General features: G+C 39.3%; 14 protein-coding genes. 9 read left to right on the plus strand and 5 right to left on the minus strand.

Annotated features, from left to right (window positions below; genetic code table 11):
• Positions 1-998: 998 nt before the first annotated feature.
• Entirely contained in the window at positions 999-1,856 is an 858-nt protein-coding gene (locus ACFPYN_RS18035; RefSeq protein ID WP_377736136.1) for a DUF6612 family protein, read from the plus strand.
• 112 nt (positions 1,857-1,968) lie between these two features.
• On the opposite strand, the gene ACFPYN_RS18040 is transcribed toward ACFPYN_RS18035, so the two are convergent.
• Positions 1,969-2,313, minus strand: a complete 345-nt coding sequence (locus ACFPYN_RS18040; protein ID WP_377736137.1) for a general stress protein — start codon at positions 2,311-2,313, stop codon at positions 1,969-1,971.
• A 175-nt stretch (positions 2,314-2,488) separates the two neighbouring features.
• On the opposite strand from ACFPYN_RS18040, the gene ACFPYN_RS18045 reads away from it, so the two are divergent.
• The 7 genes from ACFPYN_RS18045 (at position 2,489) to ACFPYN_RS18075 (ending at position 9,242) form a co-directional block, all read left to right on the plus strand.
• Positions 2,489-3,109: a phosphatase PAP2 family protein gene (locus tag ACFPYN_RS18045; protein ID WP_377736139.1), complete on the plus strand. Its 621-nt coding sequence runs from the start codon at positions 2,489-2,491 to the stop codon at positions 3,107-3,109.
• Between the two features lie 54 nt (positions 3,110-3,163).
• Positions 3,164-3,814 carry a uracil-DNA glycosylase gene (locus tag ACFPYN_RS18050; protein WP_377736142.1) on the plus strand — a complete coding sequence of 217 codons (651 nt, stop codon included), beginning with the start codon at positions 3,164-3,166 and terminating at the stop codon, positions 3,812-3,814.
• Positions 3,811-4,866, plus strand: coding sequence for a hypothetical protein (locus ACFPYN_RS18055; protein ID WP_377736144.1), 1,056 nt, complete (start codon positions 3,811-3,813; stop codon positions 4,864-4,866). The genes ACFPYN_RS18050 and ACFPYN_RS18055 overlap by 4 nt, the downstream gene beginning before the upstream one ends.
• Before the next feature lie 99 nt (positions 4,867-4,965).
• Positions 4,966-5,775, plus strand: coding sequence for a zinc transporter ZupT (zupT, locus tag ACFPYN_RS18060; protein WP_377736147.1), 810 nt, complete (start codon positions 4,966-4,968; stop codon positions 5,773-5,775).
• 136 nt (positions 5,776-5,911) lie between these two features.
• A complete protein-coding gene (locus tag ACFPYN_RS18065; RefSeq protein ID WP_377736149.1) occupies positions 5,912-7,129 on the plus strand; it encodes an MFS transporter in 1,218 nt (405 codons plus the stop codon).
• Between the two features lie 1,212 nt (positions 7,130-8,341).
• Positions 8,342-8,713, plus strand: coding sequence for a VOC family protein (locus tag ACFPYN_RS18070; protein ID WP_377736152.1), 372 nt, complete (start codon positions 8,342-8,344; stop codon positions 8,711-8,713).
• Positions 8,694-9,242, plus strand: a complete 549-nt coding sequence (locus tag ACFPYN_RS18075; protein WP_377736154.1) for an adenylate kinase — start codon at positions 8,694-8,696, stop codon at positions 9,240-9,242. Before ACFPYN_RS18070 ends, ACFPYN_RS18075 begins: the two co-directional genes overlap by 20 nt.
• Before the next feature lie 16 nt (positions 9,243-9,258).
• On the opposite strand, the gene ACFPYN_RS18080 is transcribed toward ACFPYN_RS18075, so the two are convergent.
• From ACFPYN_RS18080 to ACFPYN_RS18095, 4 genes are all read right to left on the minus strand, one after another.
• Entirely contained in the window at positions 9,259-9,909 is a 651-nt protein-coding gene (locus tag ACFPYN_RS18080; RefSeq protein WP_377736155.1) for a class F sortase, read from the minus strand.
• Between the two features lie 3 nt (positions 9,910-9,912).
• On the minus strand, positions 9,913-11,274 hold the full coding sequence (locus tag ACFPYN_RS18085) for a copper amine oxidase (protein ID WP_377736157.1): 1,362 nt from the start codon (positions 11,272-11,274) through the stop codon (positions 9,913-9,915).
• 750 nt (positions 11,275-12,024) lie between these two features.
• Positions 12,025-12,771, minus strand: a complete 747-nt coding sequence (locus ACFPYN_RS18090; RefSeq protein ID WP_377736159.1) for an anti-sigma factor — start codon at positions 12,769-12,771, stop codon at positions 12,025-12,027.
• A complete protein-coding gene (locus ACFPYN_RS18095) occupies positions 12,752-13,339 on the minus strand; it encodes an RNA polymerase sigma factor (RefSeq protein ID WP_377736160.1) in 588 nt (195 codons plus the stop codon). The genes ACFPYN_RS18090 and ACFPYN_RS18095 overlap by 20 nt, the downstream gene beginning before the upstream one ends.
• A gap of 311 nt (positions 13,340-13,650) precedes the next feature.
• Between ACFPYN_RS18095 and ACFPYN_RS18100 the strand changes: the two genes are divergently transcribed.
• Positions 13,651-14,394 carry a gluconate 2-dehydrogenase subunit 3 family protein gene (locus tag ACFPYN_RS18100; RefSeq protein WP_377736162.1) on the plus strand — a complete coding sequence of 248 codons (744 nt, stop codon included), beginning with the start codon at positions 13,651-13,653 and terminating at the stop codon, positions 14,392-14,394.
• The last annotated feature ends 13 nt before the right edge of the window (positions 14,395-14,407 follow it).

Here is a 14,407-nt window from a genome sequence, read left to right on the forward strand (position 1 = left end):
CTTTTTTGTATCCTTTTAACTATTCAGTTGTTTATCTTACATTTGCGCTGGCCGCACGTTCCGTGTGAGCCAACAATTATGAACACCACATACTTGTGGTTCTCATTCTCCAAAGAGTACCTCTCGTAGTTACTCGTCGCAAAGAACAGGGGCTATCCTAAAAGTTATGAAATATGACTAAGGTCAGTTCCTTTTTATAATTAATAGAGGTTGATTTCCGTTACATGCGGACGCTTTCCGCGGGCGAGGTCGAGCCTCCTCGGTCGCAAAATGCTCCCTGTGGGGTCTCGACTGTCTCGCTTTTCCCGCTGGAGTCGCCGCCTTCCACTCCAATCAACCATAATTTCATCATGTGCAAAACAGAACATTAAAAATGTTTACAATGTTCGATTTTGGATGCAAATAAAAGACTCATTTTTCTCCGCTTATCTTATATTAGGGCCTTACTATACAGTCCCATATACTTTCTTGCGCAATGCTAAGACGTAAATGTCCTCTTCCTCTGTATTTAATATCAACGGAACGGATTACTAACAAAAATAAATGAAGCAAAAAGAGGTCGAAATTACATCTTCGACCAAACATCTACATGAAGAAATCTTCTATTCTTTAGTTAACCAAATCACAGCGACTTGGTGCTTTCAGGTTGCAAGGGTGCGAAGGACACACGCCCGCCGCAGTATGATCTGAAAAATAGTTGGGTGAAGTGACGCAGTCACAAACCCAACGATTTGTTCTTTAGATTATTGTGTAGCAGGTAACGTGTCTGAAGCGGACTGGAAACCTGTCATTCTCACTAAATATATCTAGGTTTTGGTTAATAAAAATTTCCTTCTGCGGCAGACTAAGCGTAAATATAATCAATTGTATGTTTTCAATATCAACTGTATTGTTTAAAATCGCTTACTATAAAGATAATAAATATTACCAATTGAAACCTTTTAAGAGTAAACTCGTATTAATAGAAGAAATGAAAATACAGGAAAGGTGATGACAACATGAAGAAATGGATGACACTCATGGTTGCTAGTGTACTAACACTAGGCTTGGCTGCATGTAATTCAACTGCAACTCCTACTTCTGAAACGGCTGAAGATAAAACAAGCGAGTTAACACTTAAGCAAGTTTTCGATAAGTCTCTTGCTCAATCGGAATCTATTAAAAACTTAACCGCAGATATTGAAATGTCTCAATTCATCGAAGTACCATCTCAAGATGTCGCTATGGATACAGTTACAAATATGACGATGGACATGTTTGTGGATCCGTTGAGTATTTACCAGAAAGGTACCACATCCACGACGGTGCCAGGTGAAGATTCTTCTGTGCAACCGCAAGAAATTGAAATTGAAAGTTATATGACAGATGAAGGATTTTTCATGAACCATAGCATGTCGGAACAATGGGTGAAATTGCCAGGAGATATGTATGAGCAAATGATGGCAATGTCTCAAAAGCAAGCAGACCCTTCTCAGCAGTTGAAGGATTTAGAAGTGTTTATGGAAGATTTTACGTTTGAACAAACAGAAGATATGTATGTGTTAAATTTGTCTGCATCAGGAGACAAATTTAATGAATTAATTAAGAAACAATTAACTGAAACAATGCCCGAAATGCAACTAGACCAAGAAGAAATGTTGAAAGACATGAATATAGAAAAAGTGGATTATGAAATATTCATTGATAAAGAAACGTTTAATACTACTGCTTTTAACATGGTCTTGGAAATGACAGTATCGGTTGAAGGTGAAGAGATGCAAATGTCTCAAGATTTGAAATCGACCTTTACAAAGTATAATGAAATTGAACCGATTAAAGTGCCTCAAGAAGTATTAGATAACGCACAAGAAATGTAGTTAGAGCGTGGAGTTAGACATAGCTCTTTTGTTCAAAAATCTATCTCGAAAAAACAAAAAGCCTCCCCCAAAAGAATTTGGGGGAGGCTTTACTTTATTATTCTTGTTGATTTTAGTAAGTAAATCCTACCGGTGTGTTTTTTAACACCACTACAACTTTATGTTCATCTAACTTTTCTTCTAGTTGTTCTGCTTCAGGTTGACTGAACCCAAGCTCTTCAAATTGCGCGCGAAGTTCGTCGCCTTTTTTACGGAAAACATTTGCAATGGATGTTCCTAAACCTTGTTCAGTTACACCTACTGTATTCGCGTCTGCCATATCAGCTACTTGATTTGTGCGGTGATTTTCATGAGTGAGCACATAAATATCGTCCTCATTAACACCTTTAGCTTTAATTTCTTGAATTCCGCGAATGGCTTCATCATCAGTTAAATACTCTTTGTAAGTAACACTCATTATTAAAATCCTCCTTTAAATCGTTTTATTCTGACACGTTAGTACTTTACCACTCATATCTTGGATTAAACTAAATCACGTAAATTTCGAACGAAAGTCTTAGATTCTCGACAAAATCTTAGGTAAGTTGTTGTAAGAATATGATAAAATAATCTGAATAAGGAGCGTGAAGGATATGAAAAAATTGTTTTATCCGTTAGCTTTTGTGACGCTAATCGGATTTATGACATTATTTTTTAATTTTACGCATGAAGAAATGCAAGAGTTTGATGAAAAAATAGGAGAAGTATTAATAGGAAATGAATTCATTCGTTTCTTCCATTACATGGGTGAGCCAATTTGGATTGCCTCTGCAGCACTCATCTTGATTGTATATTTAGCCTTTAGGAGAAACAATTATCGAGGCATGCTATTTGTGTTATTTACAGTAGCGGGTGGTAACTTTTTAAATCATCTAATGAAGGAATGGATACAACGGGTACGCCCTGATATTCCTAACCAATTGACAAGTTATTGTTTCCCTTCAAATCATGCAATGCTGGGATTATTGTATTTATTTACGTATGCTTATTTATTAACTGAAAATAAACCGTCTACGAAATGGCGTCTTAGTATTTGGATTAGTGCAATTGTGTTAACACTACTCATAGGTTTATCTCGAGTTGCTGGTAATAATCATTATGGAACAGATGTGGTGGCGGGATGGATGTTTGGCTATTCATTCTTTATCTTAGTGGTCATTTGGTATGAATGGCGCAATCGCAACATGAGTAAGCGAAAGCGTCAACCAGAATAATCGAAGTCTTACGCTAATTTTTGCGTAAGACTTTTTTGAAAGGGTGGGATTAACATGTTTACGATTCCAGATGAGTTGATAGCAGTCGGAAAAAAGCGTATGGAAGGTCATGCTGTTCAAGGATTTGTTCGTAGCTATGGCAACCCACAGCCCAAGTTGCTACTGGTGGGAGAAGCACCTGGTGAAAATGAAATTGCCACAGGGATTCCTTTTATTGGACGAGCAGGAACTGAACTTATGAAGTCATTAGAAAGTATTGGTTTAACCCGAGATGATGTGTATATGACCAGTACTGTAAGGAGCCGCCCATACAAATGGGGAACTAAAAAAGAACGTGATGGAACGATTGTGAAAAGAACTTACAATCGCGCACCAAAGACTTCAGAAATTTTAGCACATGCACCACTGTTGGATTATGAAATTCACTATCTACAGCCGCTATTGGTTGTTACTCTGGGAACAATCGGACTGCAGCGACTGTTGGGGAAAAGTGCTAAAGTAACCGAAATACACGGTCAAAAAATTTACAGACCTATTCAATACTTACATAATTTCGAGGATAGTCACTACACTTTAACGTCAAAATCCTTTGTGATCGTCCCAACTTTTCATCCGGCTTCTGTTTTTTACAGACCCTCCTTAAGAGAGCATGTTTTTCAAGACTGGCAAAAAATAGGACAGTATGTAAAGGAGACATCATCATGACGTACGAAAAAGCATTGAAACATGCACACTATGAGTATTCAAAAGTAGAGAATTTAGGTGAAGGTGCCTGGCATCGAGCTTGGAAGGTTATGAGTAATAAACATGATCCAGTCGTTTTGCGTATTCCAAAGAAAATAGCGTATCAAAAAGAAGTAGTTTACGACGAGTCGGCACTAAAAGCGGAGTATGGGGGAACTGAAATTTACTATCGATGTGTCAATGCAGTTGTAGCAGGAGCCGCACCGGAAATGTTTGAAAATTATGTATCAGCAGAATTGACGTATACATTGGAATCCTTTGCAGGAAATCATGTGGACTTACATCATTTGAATAAAGAAGATGCACACATCTTGGGTGTGAATATTGGACAATTGTATAGAAAAGTAGAACAAGTTGACCATGGAATTGAAGGATTTGGTTTTTTGGCATGGAATGAAAAACAAGGCACACATGGTCAGTTTTCGAGTGATTTTAATGCATTCATTGAAGAGGAATGCCAAGAAGTAATGGATGACTATCGTGAATTGTCCGCTAAAAGTCCGCTATTTGAGACCCCTCAACTAAAAGCGGCTTTCCTACGAATTTGCGAAAATCGATTAAACGAAATTACTCACCCTGTATTGACCAATCAAGATGCTTCCCCTGAGAACTGGCTTATGGATAAGGGGCAATTACGTATAATCGATCCTTTGCCCATCGTTTACTTTGGAGAAGTAATGGCCGCAAATTTCTTGAATTTGTATGAAACGTTATTTGTGGAGCTTGCACATACTGAACGCTATGGAAAACATCGTTTCCATGAGTGTCAGGAGGCTTTACAAAGTATTGCGGATGGCTTCATAGAAGGCTATTGTGCAGAAAAACCACATTTAATTGCTCTTTTAAGAGGGGAACAATTGCTGCAAGTTCTTGACTCTGCCATTGGCCACGTACGTATGCTGGAGACTGGAATGACAGAAGAACAAATCATTCGTTTTGGCTCACAAGAAGTTGTAGAAAAGCGTTTGATTGTATTTGGCAAGAAAATGAACGAATTGCTTCATCTTGTTTGAACTTTCTAAAGAACCTTGTAACAAACTTTAGAAGTTGCACAAAGGAAACATATCTCCTACAATAAACTCAATAGAAGGATAGAGAAAGTGGTTGGAATCATGGATGGAAATGTATTATTTGCACTGGCATTAACATTGTTTGCCGGTTTAGCTACTGGGATAGGAAGTTTATTAGCATTTGTAACGAAACGCACGAATACTAAATTTTTATCTTTAGCCCTGGGATTTTCTGCAGGTGTCATGATTTACGTATCGATGATTGAGATATTTGTAAAAGCGAAAGATGCTTTAGTCAATGAGCTAGGTGCTTCTCAAGGATATTGGTTAACAGTTATCGGGTTTTTTAGTGGGATTTTTGTGATAGCACTAATCGATAAACTATTGCCGAAATCTACGAATCCACATGAAGTTAAAGGTGTGGAAGACATGGATTTGCAACCGTCTAATGATGAGTATACAAAGTTGATGAGGATGGGGTTGTTTACAGCTCTGGCCATTGGAATACATAACTTTCCGGAAGGAATTGCGACGTTTATTTCTGCTATGCAAGATCCGAACCTAGGAATTGCTATAGCGATTGCAGTAGCGATTCACAATATTCCAGAAGGAATTGCTGTAGCAGTTCCAATTTATTACGCAACAGGGAATCGTAAAACGGCGTTCAAATGGTCGTTTTTATCTGGTTTAGCAGAGCCTGTAGGAGCAATTGTAGCAGTCTTATTTTTAATGCCTTTTTTGAATGATGTGATGTTTGGGATGATTTTTGCAGGTGTTGCCGGAATTATGGTATTCATTTCGTTGGATGAATTGTTGCCAGCTGCTCAAAAATACGATGAAGCACATTTGTCTATTTATGGAGTAGTTGGTGGAATGGCTGTCATGGCTTTAAGTTTATTGTTAATTGCTTAAATGGATAACACGTTGTCTAGTCTAACTAGGTAGCGTGTTTTTTCTAAATAGGTTTCTTGTTGTAAGTTAATGATTATAAAACTATACTGATGTGTAAAGAGTTAAATAGACATGTGTAAAGACAAGGAGTGAAAAGATGACAACCTCAACTACAAAAGAGAATAAGCCTCTTTCAAGAAATAAATTATTAGGAATTGCAGGACTTGGTTGGATGTTCGATGCGATGGATGTAGGGATATTGTCTTTCGTGATGGCGGCACTTGCCATTGAGTGGAGCTTATCTCCTGGACAGATGGGGTGGATAGGTAGTGTCAACTCAATCGGTATGGCAGTGGGAGCATTAACATTTGGTTTATTAGCTGATCGAATAGGTCGTAAACGTGTCTTTATTCTGACGCTGCTGTTGTTTTCTATAGCAAGTGGTCTTTCAGCGTTATCTACTACGCTTGCCGTGTTTTTAGTATTTCGATTTTTTGTTGGGATGGGACTAGGTGGCGAACTTCCTGTTGCATCAACACTTGTAGCTGAAAGTGTGGAAGCCAAAGAACGTGGTCGTATTGTTGTATTACTGGAAAGTTTTTGGGCTGCTGGTTGGTTGATTGCTGCATTAATTTCGTATTTTATTATTCCGAATTATGGCTGGCAAGTAGCTTTAGTGATTACGGCATTGCCTGCTTTTTATGCTATTTATTTACGTATCAATTTACCTGATTCACCACAGTTTACTGCCAAACGAGTGCGTGATCGAACATACGGTCAAAATATGAAGGCTGTTTGGTCAAAACCTTACACGAAGCCAACGTTAATGTTATGGATATTATGGTTTACAGTCGTATTCTCTTATTACGGCATGTTCTTATGGTTACCGAGTGTGATGGTGATCAAAGGATTTAGTTTAATTAAGAGTTTTGAATATGTCTTGATCATGACGATTGCACAGTTGCCTGGATATTTCACTGCTGCTTGGTTAATTGAAAAAGCAGGACGGAAATTTGTATTGATTACTTATTTATTAGGTACTGCTGCTAGTGCGTTTGTATTCGGAAATGCGGATACCACGATGTTATTGATCGTATCTGGTGCTTTCTTGTCCTTCTTCAATCTAGGTGCTTGGGGTGCACTTTACGCATATACGCCTGAACAATATCCTTCTGTTATTCGAACAACGGGAGCTGGTATGGCGGCGGCAATCGGTCGCGTAGGAGGTATTCTAGGTCCGTTAATGGTAGGGGCACTTGTCATGAGGGGTTATGAAATTGGTTGGATCTTCGGTATCTTCTGTATAGCGATTGTTATAGGCGTATTAGCTGTAGCAATTCTAGGTAAAGAAACAAAACAAATTGAATTAGTATAGTGTTATAAATGGACTCTCTTATGGTGGAGAGTCTTTTTTTAAAAAGATAAGAAAGTATAAAATTTTAGTTCCATAAACCCAATATTTAAGGTGCTTTTGATAAAAAGATTGATTCATTAATATTGTTGATTTCCGTTTCAAGCGGACGCTTTCCGCGGGGCGGGCGGTGAGCCTCCTCGGTCGCTTCGCGATCTGCGGGGTCTCACCTGTCCCGCTGATCCCGCTGCAAAGATATTGGACGAACTGTAATTCGTCCAATATCTTTGCGACGAGTAACCGCAGGAGCACATGTTTTTGCAGTGACGAGGAGACTGAAGCCGTGCCCGCGAAAAGCGTCCACCGTAGCGGAAATCAACAACCTACTATGGTTACTCATCTTAAAAGGACCGGGCGCACTTTGCCCGGTTTTTTTTGTTGAGTCAGACTCAGCCGATGCTCAGTCTGACTTTTTGGGGTTGACGTCTGAAAAAAAGAAGATGACGTCTGAAAAATCAGGCTTCACGTCTGAAAAATCGCGATCGACGTCTGAAAACGTCATTTCTTCCATCCAAAGTGTCCCTCACAACCACAGAAAAGGCTGTGGAGCAAAGCGAGCAGCCCCATTTGGCATTTATTTTTACATATAATAGCTGAGCGATGGCTCAGTTGTAAAAATCGAGGTTCACGTAGGAAAAAAGAGTGATGACGTAGGAAAAAACGTCCGTCACGTAGGAAAAATCGCCATCGACGTAGGAATCCCTCCATATTTGTGCGTGTTGATGAGATCCAAAATTTGAGGGGCAATTGTGTCTACGTCTCCCACCGTTTATTGTTTTTTTATAATGAGTGTCACTGCTGACTTTAAAGAATGGTCTGAAATAAAGTAAGAAGAAGGAGACCGAAATATCATCTTCGGTCGAATATCTACTTATAGATAATATCTATTCTCTAATAAACCAGACGATCTTAACTGTGAGCTTCCAGGTTTTCAGGGAGAAAAGGGCGAATCCCCACTCTTTGTTCCCTAGATTATAGTGCAGCAGAGAATGCGTCCGAAGCGCACTGAAAACCTCTTTGTGTTAACAGGAATTCTTCAATTAGATTTCTTTAACGAGCCCCGTGGGGTTTTTTTGTGTGAAATATTTATTCAGAGTTTTCAATATACTCTAGTAGTAGAGAGCATTCCTTGATAAAATGAAACTATCAAATTTGTGTAGCGAGGGAGAGACGGCTATGTTTAAAAGGATTGATACCGTATTTTTACCTGTTCAAGACACGAATGGCGCGATTAAATGGTTTGAGGAAAAGTGTGGGTTTGCGCTGAGATGGCATGATGAAGAAAAAGGATATGCAGCAATGGATGTTGGAAACGGGGAAACGGCATTTACACTTGTTCGAAGTCCGCAAATGGGAAGTGGTCAACCTTCAGAACATGAATGGTTTAATTTATATACGTCGGATATCCATGGCACCCATCATCGCATGTTAGATGCTGGTGTAGATGCAACACCTGTCGAAAGTGGAGGCAATGTTGAATTTTTTAAATTTAAAGATCTAGATGGCAATACGATTGGAGTTTGTTCATTTGAAGAAGACGCAGCTTAAGCATCAACGAATCTTGATTGTTGGGTCAGGAGGTGCAGGGAAGTCAACCTTGTCGCGTAAATTAGGGGAGAAATGGGATATACCGATTGTTCATTTAGATGCGCTATTCTGGCAGCCAGGGTGGAATCCATCGCCCCGGCCTGAGTTTATGGACAAAGTGAAGAGTGAATTAACAAAACCACAATGGATTATTGACGGGAACTTTGATTCAAGTATTGAACTACGAGCAACATATGCAGATCTTATCATTTTTCTCGATTTTTCAAATGTCCTATGTTTATATCTGGCATGCAAGAGGGCTTGGACATATCGTGGAACGACGAGACCAGATATGGGGCAAGACTGCAAAGAGAAAATGGATTGGGAATTTATTCGTTGGATATGGCGTTATCCAAAAGATGCGCGACCGAAAATGGTCAACCTATTAGCCAATGTTCAAACGGATGTCATTACGTTCAATTCACCTAAAGAAGTGGAACAATGGCTTTTAAATATACCGACGAGTAAAAAGAGTGAATCATCCCCTTAAGGATAATTCACTCTTTTTATGATGTTTTTAATGTAGTGTAAACAACAAGTCGGTCTTCGTAATATGAGCCTTTTTTATTGTATTCACCTGTACACGTTATAAGATTTAATTTACTACCATTACTAAATCCGAAAATTTCTCGAAGTGGAGAAGCTTCAAACGGATATATTTCAACCTTATTAACGACGAAAACGAGTTCTTTACCGTCTTCACCTGTTACAAGAACTTCATCCCCACTTTTTAGTTTTCCAATATCATAGAAAACAGCAGGTCCATTCTTTCCATCAACATGCCCCGCAATCACCGAGTTTCCTGGTTCCCCTGGCATATAACCACGTTCAAACCAACCAGTAGATACGATATCAGCGGGTACATCCATATCGCCATCTTCAGTCAATCCAGCAGGATCTATTGGAGCATCTACATTAATTGCTGGGATCTGAAGACGGGTAGGGACAATTCCTTGTCTTTCATCTTTTATGAGTTTAGTAGCAGCTAGCTTGCTTTCGCTTAATGTTAAATTTGTTTTTTTTGTAGAAGAAGAGGCTTCCTCACTGGAAGCCTCTTGCTTATCTACAGTGGGCTCTGGGGCTGGTGTCGCTTCTTCTGCTTGGCAAGCCGTGAGAAGAAGTGACAGTCCCAGAAAACCACTTAGTAATTTTTTCAAGGTTTACGCCTCGTTTGAAGCTTTACGTAATGCGAATGCGCCACCAATAGCTGCTGCTAACAAACCACCAAGAAGGAACCACTCATAAGGCATACCATCTTGATCTGCTGTACCACCCATACCTGTTTTAGGCATACCGTCTGGCATAGATTGTCCACTAAATTTCTCTGGGAATTGATTTACAATTGTTTGAGATAACCCTTCAGCAGGCATTAACATATGTGCATAAGCTCCACGTAATGAAGCATAAGAAGCTTCATAATCGCCTGCTACATATTGGTCAAATGCTGCAATTAATTGTTTAACGTGTTCAGTCAGACCAGCTTCAAGATCAGCAGCTGGTAAACCACCTTCAGTTGCCGTTTCTAAAAATGCTGCTTGTTCTACTACATAACCTTCGAGTTCTTTCATCGCTTGGTCTTTACCAGCTTGATCATCGTTAGCTGTAGCTGTTACGTAGTCAACGAAGTATCCGATATGTGATTTCCAGATTGCATCAAATGCTGCTCCGCCTTCTTCACCGTAAACTGAACCAACTGCAGCCGCTAAATCATCAGCGTTTGCAAGTAATGCAACTGATGATGCCTCAAAGTCAGGGTCTCCATCTACACCATTTTGCATAGTCATTACTGCTAAACCAGCATGCTCTGTGAATACTTGGTCAAGAGCTGAGCGTAAATCTGCAGCTGGAGTGACAGCCATTGAGTTATCAAATTTATCCGGGAATTGATCTGTGATAGCAGTTGATAATCCAGCTGCAACCATTGTCATATGCTTAATTGCTTCACGTTCATTCATGTAAGAAGTTTCATAGTCTCCAGCTACATAGCTGTCAAAAGCCCAAACTAGTTGGTCAACATGCATTTTCAATCCAGCTTCTAAGTCAGCTGCTTTTAAGCGACCTTCAGTTGCCGTTTCTAAGAATGCTGCTTGTTCTACAATATATTTATCTAGTTCAGCTACTGCTTTATCTTTCCCTGCTTGGTCGTCTCCAGCTGTTGCTGTTGCATAATCAACGAAGTAGCCAATATGTGAACTCCAAATTTCTTTAAATGCAACTCCTGCTTCTTCACCGTAGACTGAAGCAACTGCTGCTGTTAAATCATCTGTGTTTTGGCCAAGTGCGCCTGCTAATGCGTCGAAATCTTCAGTGCCATCAGCACCTTTTTTCAATGTTTCAACTGCTAAGAAAGCATGTTCAGTGAATAAATGTCCTAAAGTTGATCGTAATTCTGATGCTGGAGTAGAAACGCTAGTATCAGCATTCGTTTCTGCAGCTTTGCCCTCATGGTCGTTTGCGAATGCTACAGTTGGTACCAGTAAACTCATTGATAATGGAACTGCTAATAATGTACGTTTTTTCATTTTAAATTCTCTCCCTTTGTGTTTGTTTTATTTGATTTCGAATAGCTAACGAAGACAAGTTCACTTTGGATCACTTTTATTAAAAGAAAATTTGAAAACTTTTTAATCTCACACTTTTCCTAATGAAAAAAATGTACCTAAAGCCTATGACTACTGGCTTTAAGTAGGTACGGGTAAATACGTAGATGATTTGAAGTATTTCAAATTAGTTGGATGAAAGTTATGCCTAGCGTGATTCCGTGATAATTGAGGGGGGGATAGAACATTCTATTGAGACGATAAAGAAGAGTAAGCAGAGATCTTCACTATAGAGTTTGTATATCGTACATTTGCGCTTGCAGATTGTTTCACCAGTAGTCAACTTGGTTAATGAGACGCTATTTTTGATTGTGAACTATTTATCGCTCATCTCGTGAGATTTATCGCTCATACACGTCTCATATCCCAGTTAACTTATGGAAACACCATCATCAACAGAAAACTGCCATGTAGCGATTAGCGGGATGGCTCCTATCTAAGTTCTTTTAATGGCTTTGTGTTCGCTACGCTTTTGTTTGAAGAGGGAAAAGCTTCTTGTGTTGAACATCTACATACAGATACCTTTTATATGTATAAGTAATTTATAAAAGAGTTGGGCTTATGACACAGTACACTGTCACAAGCCCAACTCTTTGTTCTATTGATAATGGTGGAGCTACTGAAAAGCAAAAAAAAATTGAGAAGGTTTGAAAACCCACTCAATTCTTCGTTTTAAAATTCTGATGCCATTAATACATTGCCTAATGGTGATTCACTATCGGCATTTGGTTCGTGAGAGACAGCAACTTGCGACCAATCTTTATTTAAACCTTCAGGTAGTGTAAAGACAACTGCTCCGTCTTGTGAATCTGATTTAAATGTTCCTGCTCTGATCGGGCCATCCTCATCAATCAACCAAACTTGATATACTTCGTCATTTGACAGTGCTGGTAAGGAACTTGCCTGTACGACAACACGTGTTTCATCTCCATGTTTCACAATGGATGCTGTACCTGTAGCTTCTCCTTCAACCGGACTCAAGTTTACGAATGCAAGTAATTGATCGACTGCTTCACTTTGAGCCACGATATCATCTTGTTGGTTTTTTACAATAGAAGCTAAGAAAATATTTGCGCCAACTGACAACATCAATGCAGCAGCTATAGCTGGTAACCAAGTAAAACTTCTATTCTTTTTTATAGGAATAACATTTTCACTTGTAACGGTAGGCGTAACTGGTGTCGTTTCTTTCTCAAGTTCTTCTTCAAAGACGGTTTTAAGTATCCGTGCTTTCATACCTTCAGGGGGATTTACGGAAGCAGAAACATACGGTAAATCGTCCGTTAAAGCTTGCCACTCAGCAAGTTCTATTGTGCATTCTTCACATGTTTCTAAATGCTTTTCAAAAGCATGTTTTTCGACTTCGCTCAATTGTTCATTAAAATAGTCAACGAGCTGATTACACATCTGACGGTCCATTTGGTGACATCCCCCTTTCTGATTCTAAGTGTTTTCGTAAATGTTGCAGTGCTAATCGAATTCGACTCTTTACCGTACCAAGAGGTATGTCGAGTTTTGAAGAAATAGATTCTTGCGATAAACCATGGAAGTAGAACAGTTCCACAATTGTTCGTTGATCTACTTTTAAACGATTAATCGCATTACGTAAAACTGTTCCTTTTTCTTTCCATTCAAGCATTTGTTCAGGCATCTCTTCAATAGGAACTTTAACTTGTTCTGCATCCTTATCAAGTAAACCGACTTCTTGTTGCTTGCCTTTTTTCCGCAAGGCATCAAGAGACGTGTTTCGAGTCATTGTTAACAGCCAAGAAGAAAATTTGCCTTTATCTTCTGTATAAGGTGCATGTTCTTTCCACAATTTAATAAATACTTCTTGTACAGTATCTTCAGCCATTTGCGCATTTTGAGTCATGCGATACGCAAAGGAGTAAACGAGACGTTCATAACGATCATATAATTCTTCAAGTGCTGACTGGTCTTTTGCCCTCATTCGGACATAAAGCTGTGCATCAGTGAATGTATCCATTTTTACCCCCCTCTGTACAAACTTTCTATATACATCATACAGAAGGTCGAAAGTGTTCACAACTTCCGTTCATATAGATAACGAACGTAATGTTCAAAAAGATCACTTTATGCAAAGGATTTCTTGGATCAAATCTGATTGAGAGGGGAATGAAACGTATCTTCCTTCTATATAAATTGAAGTCGCTACAATCTGATTGTTTAATCCCCCCTCCATTTGCCTATTCTACTAGTAGAGTTTAAAACTTCTTGTTTTTAATAAAGGATTAATATCGGTCTCTTTCAAAATTCATCTTAATGGAGGGAAAGCGAATGGAAAGTAAAGATAAGAACATTTCAAGGCGTGCGTTTCTGAAAACGTCTGGTGTGGCTACAGGTGCACTGATTGGTGGAGGTCTTCTTGGTGGATTGATCGGCTACAATGCAAATACTCCATCCACAACTGACAAGAAATCAGGAGACCACAAACAAGAAGCCACGCTGAACAAAGGGCTAATGTTTTTTACAAACGATCGAGAGTTTCAAATAATAGCCAATGCAACGGAGAGAATCTTTCCGAAGGACGACTTAGGTCCAGGTGCAATCGAGCTAGGGGTGCCGTATTTTATCGATAACCAATTAGCTGGGCAATATGGGAGTAACACCAAAGAATATATGCAAGCCCCTTTTGCAATCGGTGCAGCTACTCAAGGTTACCAAAGCCGTTTGACTCGCGCTGAAATCTTCAAGCAGGGTGTAGTGAAATTAGAGGCAGAGGCTCAAACACGTTTCAAGGATGGCTTCTCTAAATTGGAAGCAGCACAAATGGATGAAATTTTAACAGCTTTTCAAAAAGATGAAGTAGCCATGAATGGTGTAACATCCGCATTTTTCTTCCGGTTACTAAGAGCCGCCACCCTGGAGGGTGCTTATGCAGATCCAATCTATAACGGCAACAACAATATGGATGCTTGGCGAATGAAAGAATACCCCGGACATCAAGCGGCATATATCAATGTCATTGAAAGTGATACGTTTCAAAAAATCGAGCCGAAGTCACTGGGTAGTATGCATTAAGAAAAGGGGGAAA

The sequence above is a fragment of the Paenisporosarcina macmurdoensis genome, from assembly GCF_042658845.1.
In the GTDB taxonomy this organism is placed as follows: domain Bacteria; phylum Bacillota; class Bacilli; order Bacillales_A; family Planococcaceae; genus Paenisporosarcina; species Paenisporosarcina macmurdoensis.

Coding starts and splice junctions, on each gene's coding strand:
- ACFPYN_RS18035 (WP_377736136.1), top strand. CDS start 999: ATGAAGAAATGGATGACACTCATGGTTGCTAGTGTACTAACACTAGGC.
- ACFPYN_RS18050 (WP_377736142.1), top strand. CDS start 3,164: ATGTTTACGATTCCAGATGAGTTGATAGCAGTCGGAAAAAAGCGTATG.
- ACFPYN_RS18100 (WP_377736162.1), top strand. CDS start 13,651: ATGGAAAGTAAAGATAAGAACATTTCAAGGCGTGCGTTTCTGAAAACG.
- zupT (WP_377736147.1), top strand. CDS start 4,966: ATGGATGGAAATGTATTATTTGCACTGGCATTAACATTGTTTGCCGGT.
- ACFPYN_RS18055 (WP_377736144.1), top strand. CDS start 3,811: ATGACGTACGAAAAAGCATTGAAACATGCACACTATGAGTATTCAAAA.
- ACFPYN_RS18040 (WP_377736137.1), bottom strand. CDS start 2,313: ATGAGTGTTACTTACAAAGAGTATTTAACTGATGATGAAGCCATTCGC.
- ACFPYN_RS18085 (WP_377736157.1), bottom strand. CDS start 11,274: ATGAAAAAACGTACATTATTAGCAGTTCCATTATCAATGAGTTTACTG.
- ACFPYN_RS18090 (WP_377736159.1), bottom strand. CDS start 12,771: ATGGACCGTCAGATGTGTAATCAGCTCGTTGACTATTTTAATGAACAA.
- ACFPYN_RS18045 (WP_377736139.1), top strand. CDS start 2,489: ATGAAAAAATTGTTTTATCCGTTAGCTTTTGTGACGCTAATCGGATTT.
- ACFPYN_RS18070 (WP_377736152.1), top strand. CDS start 8,342: ATGTTTAAAAGGATTGATACCGTATTTTTACCTGTTCAAGACACGAAT.
- ACFPYN_RS18065 (WP_377736149.1), top strand. CDS start 5,912: ATGACAACCTCAACTACAAAAGAGAATAAGCCTCTTTCAAGAAATAAA.
- ACFPYN_RS18095 (WP_377736160.1), bottom strand. CDS start 13,339: ATGGATACATTCACTGATGCACAGCTTTATGTCCGAATGAGGGCAAAA.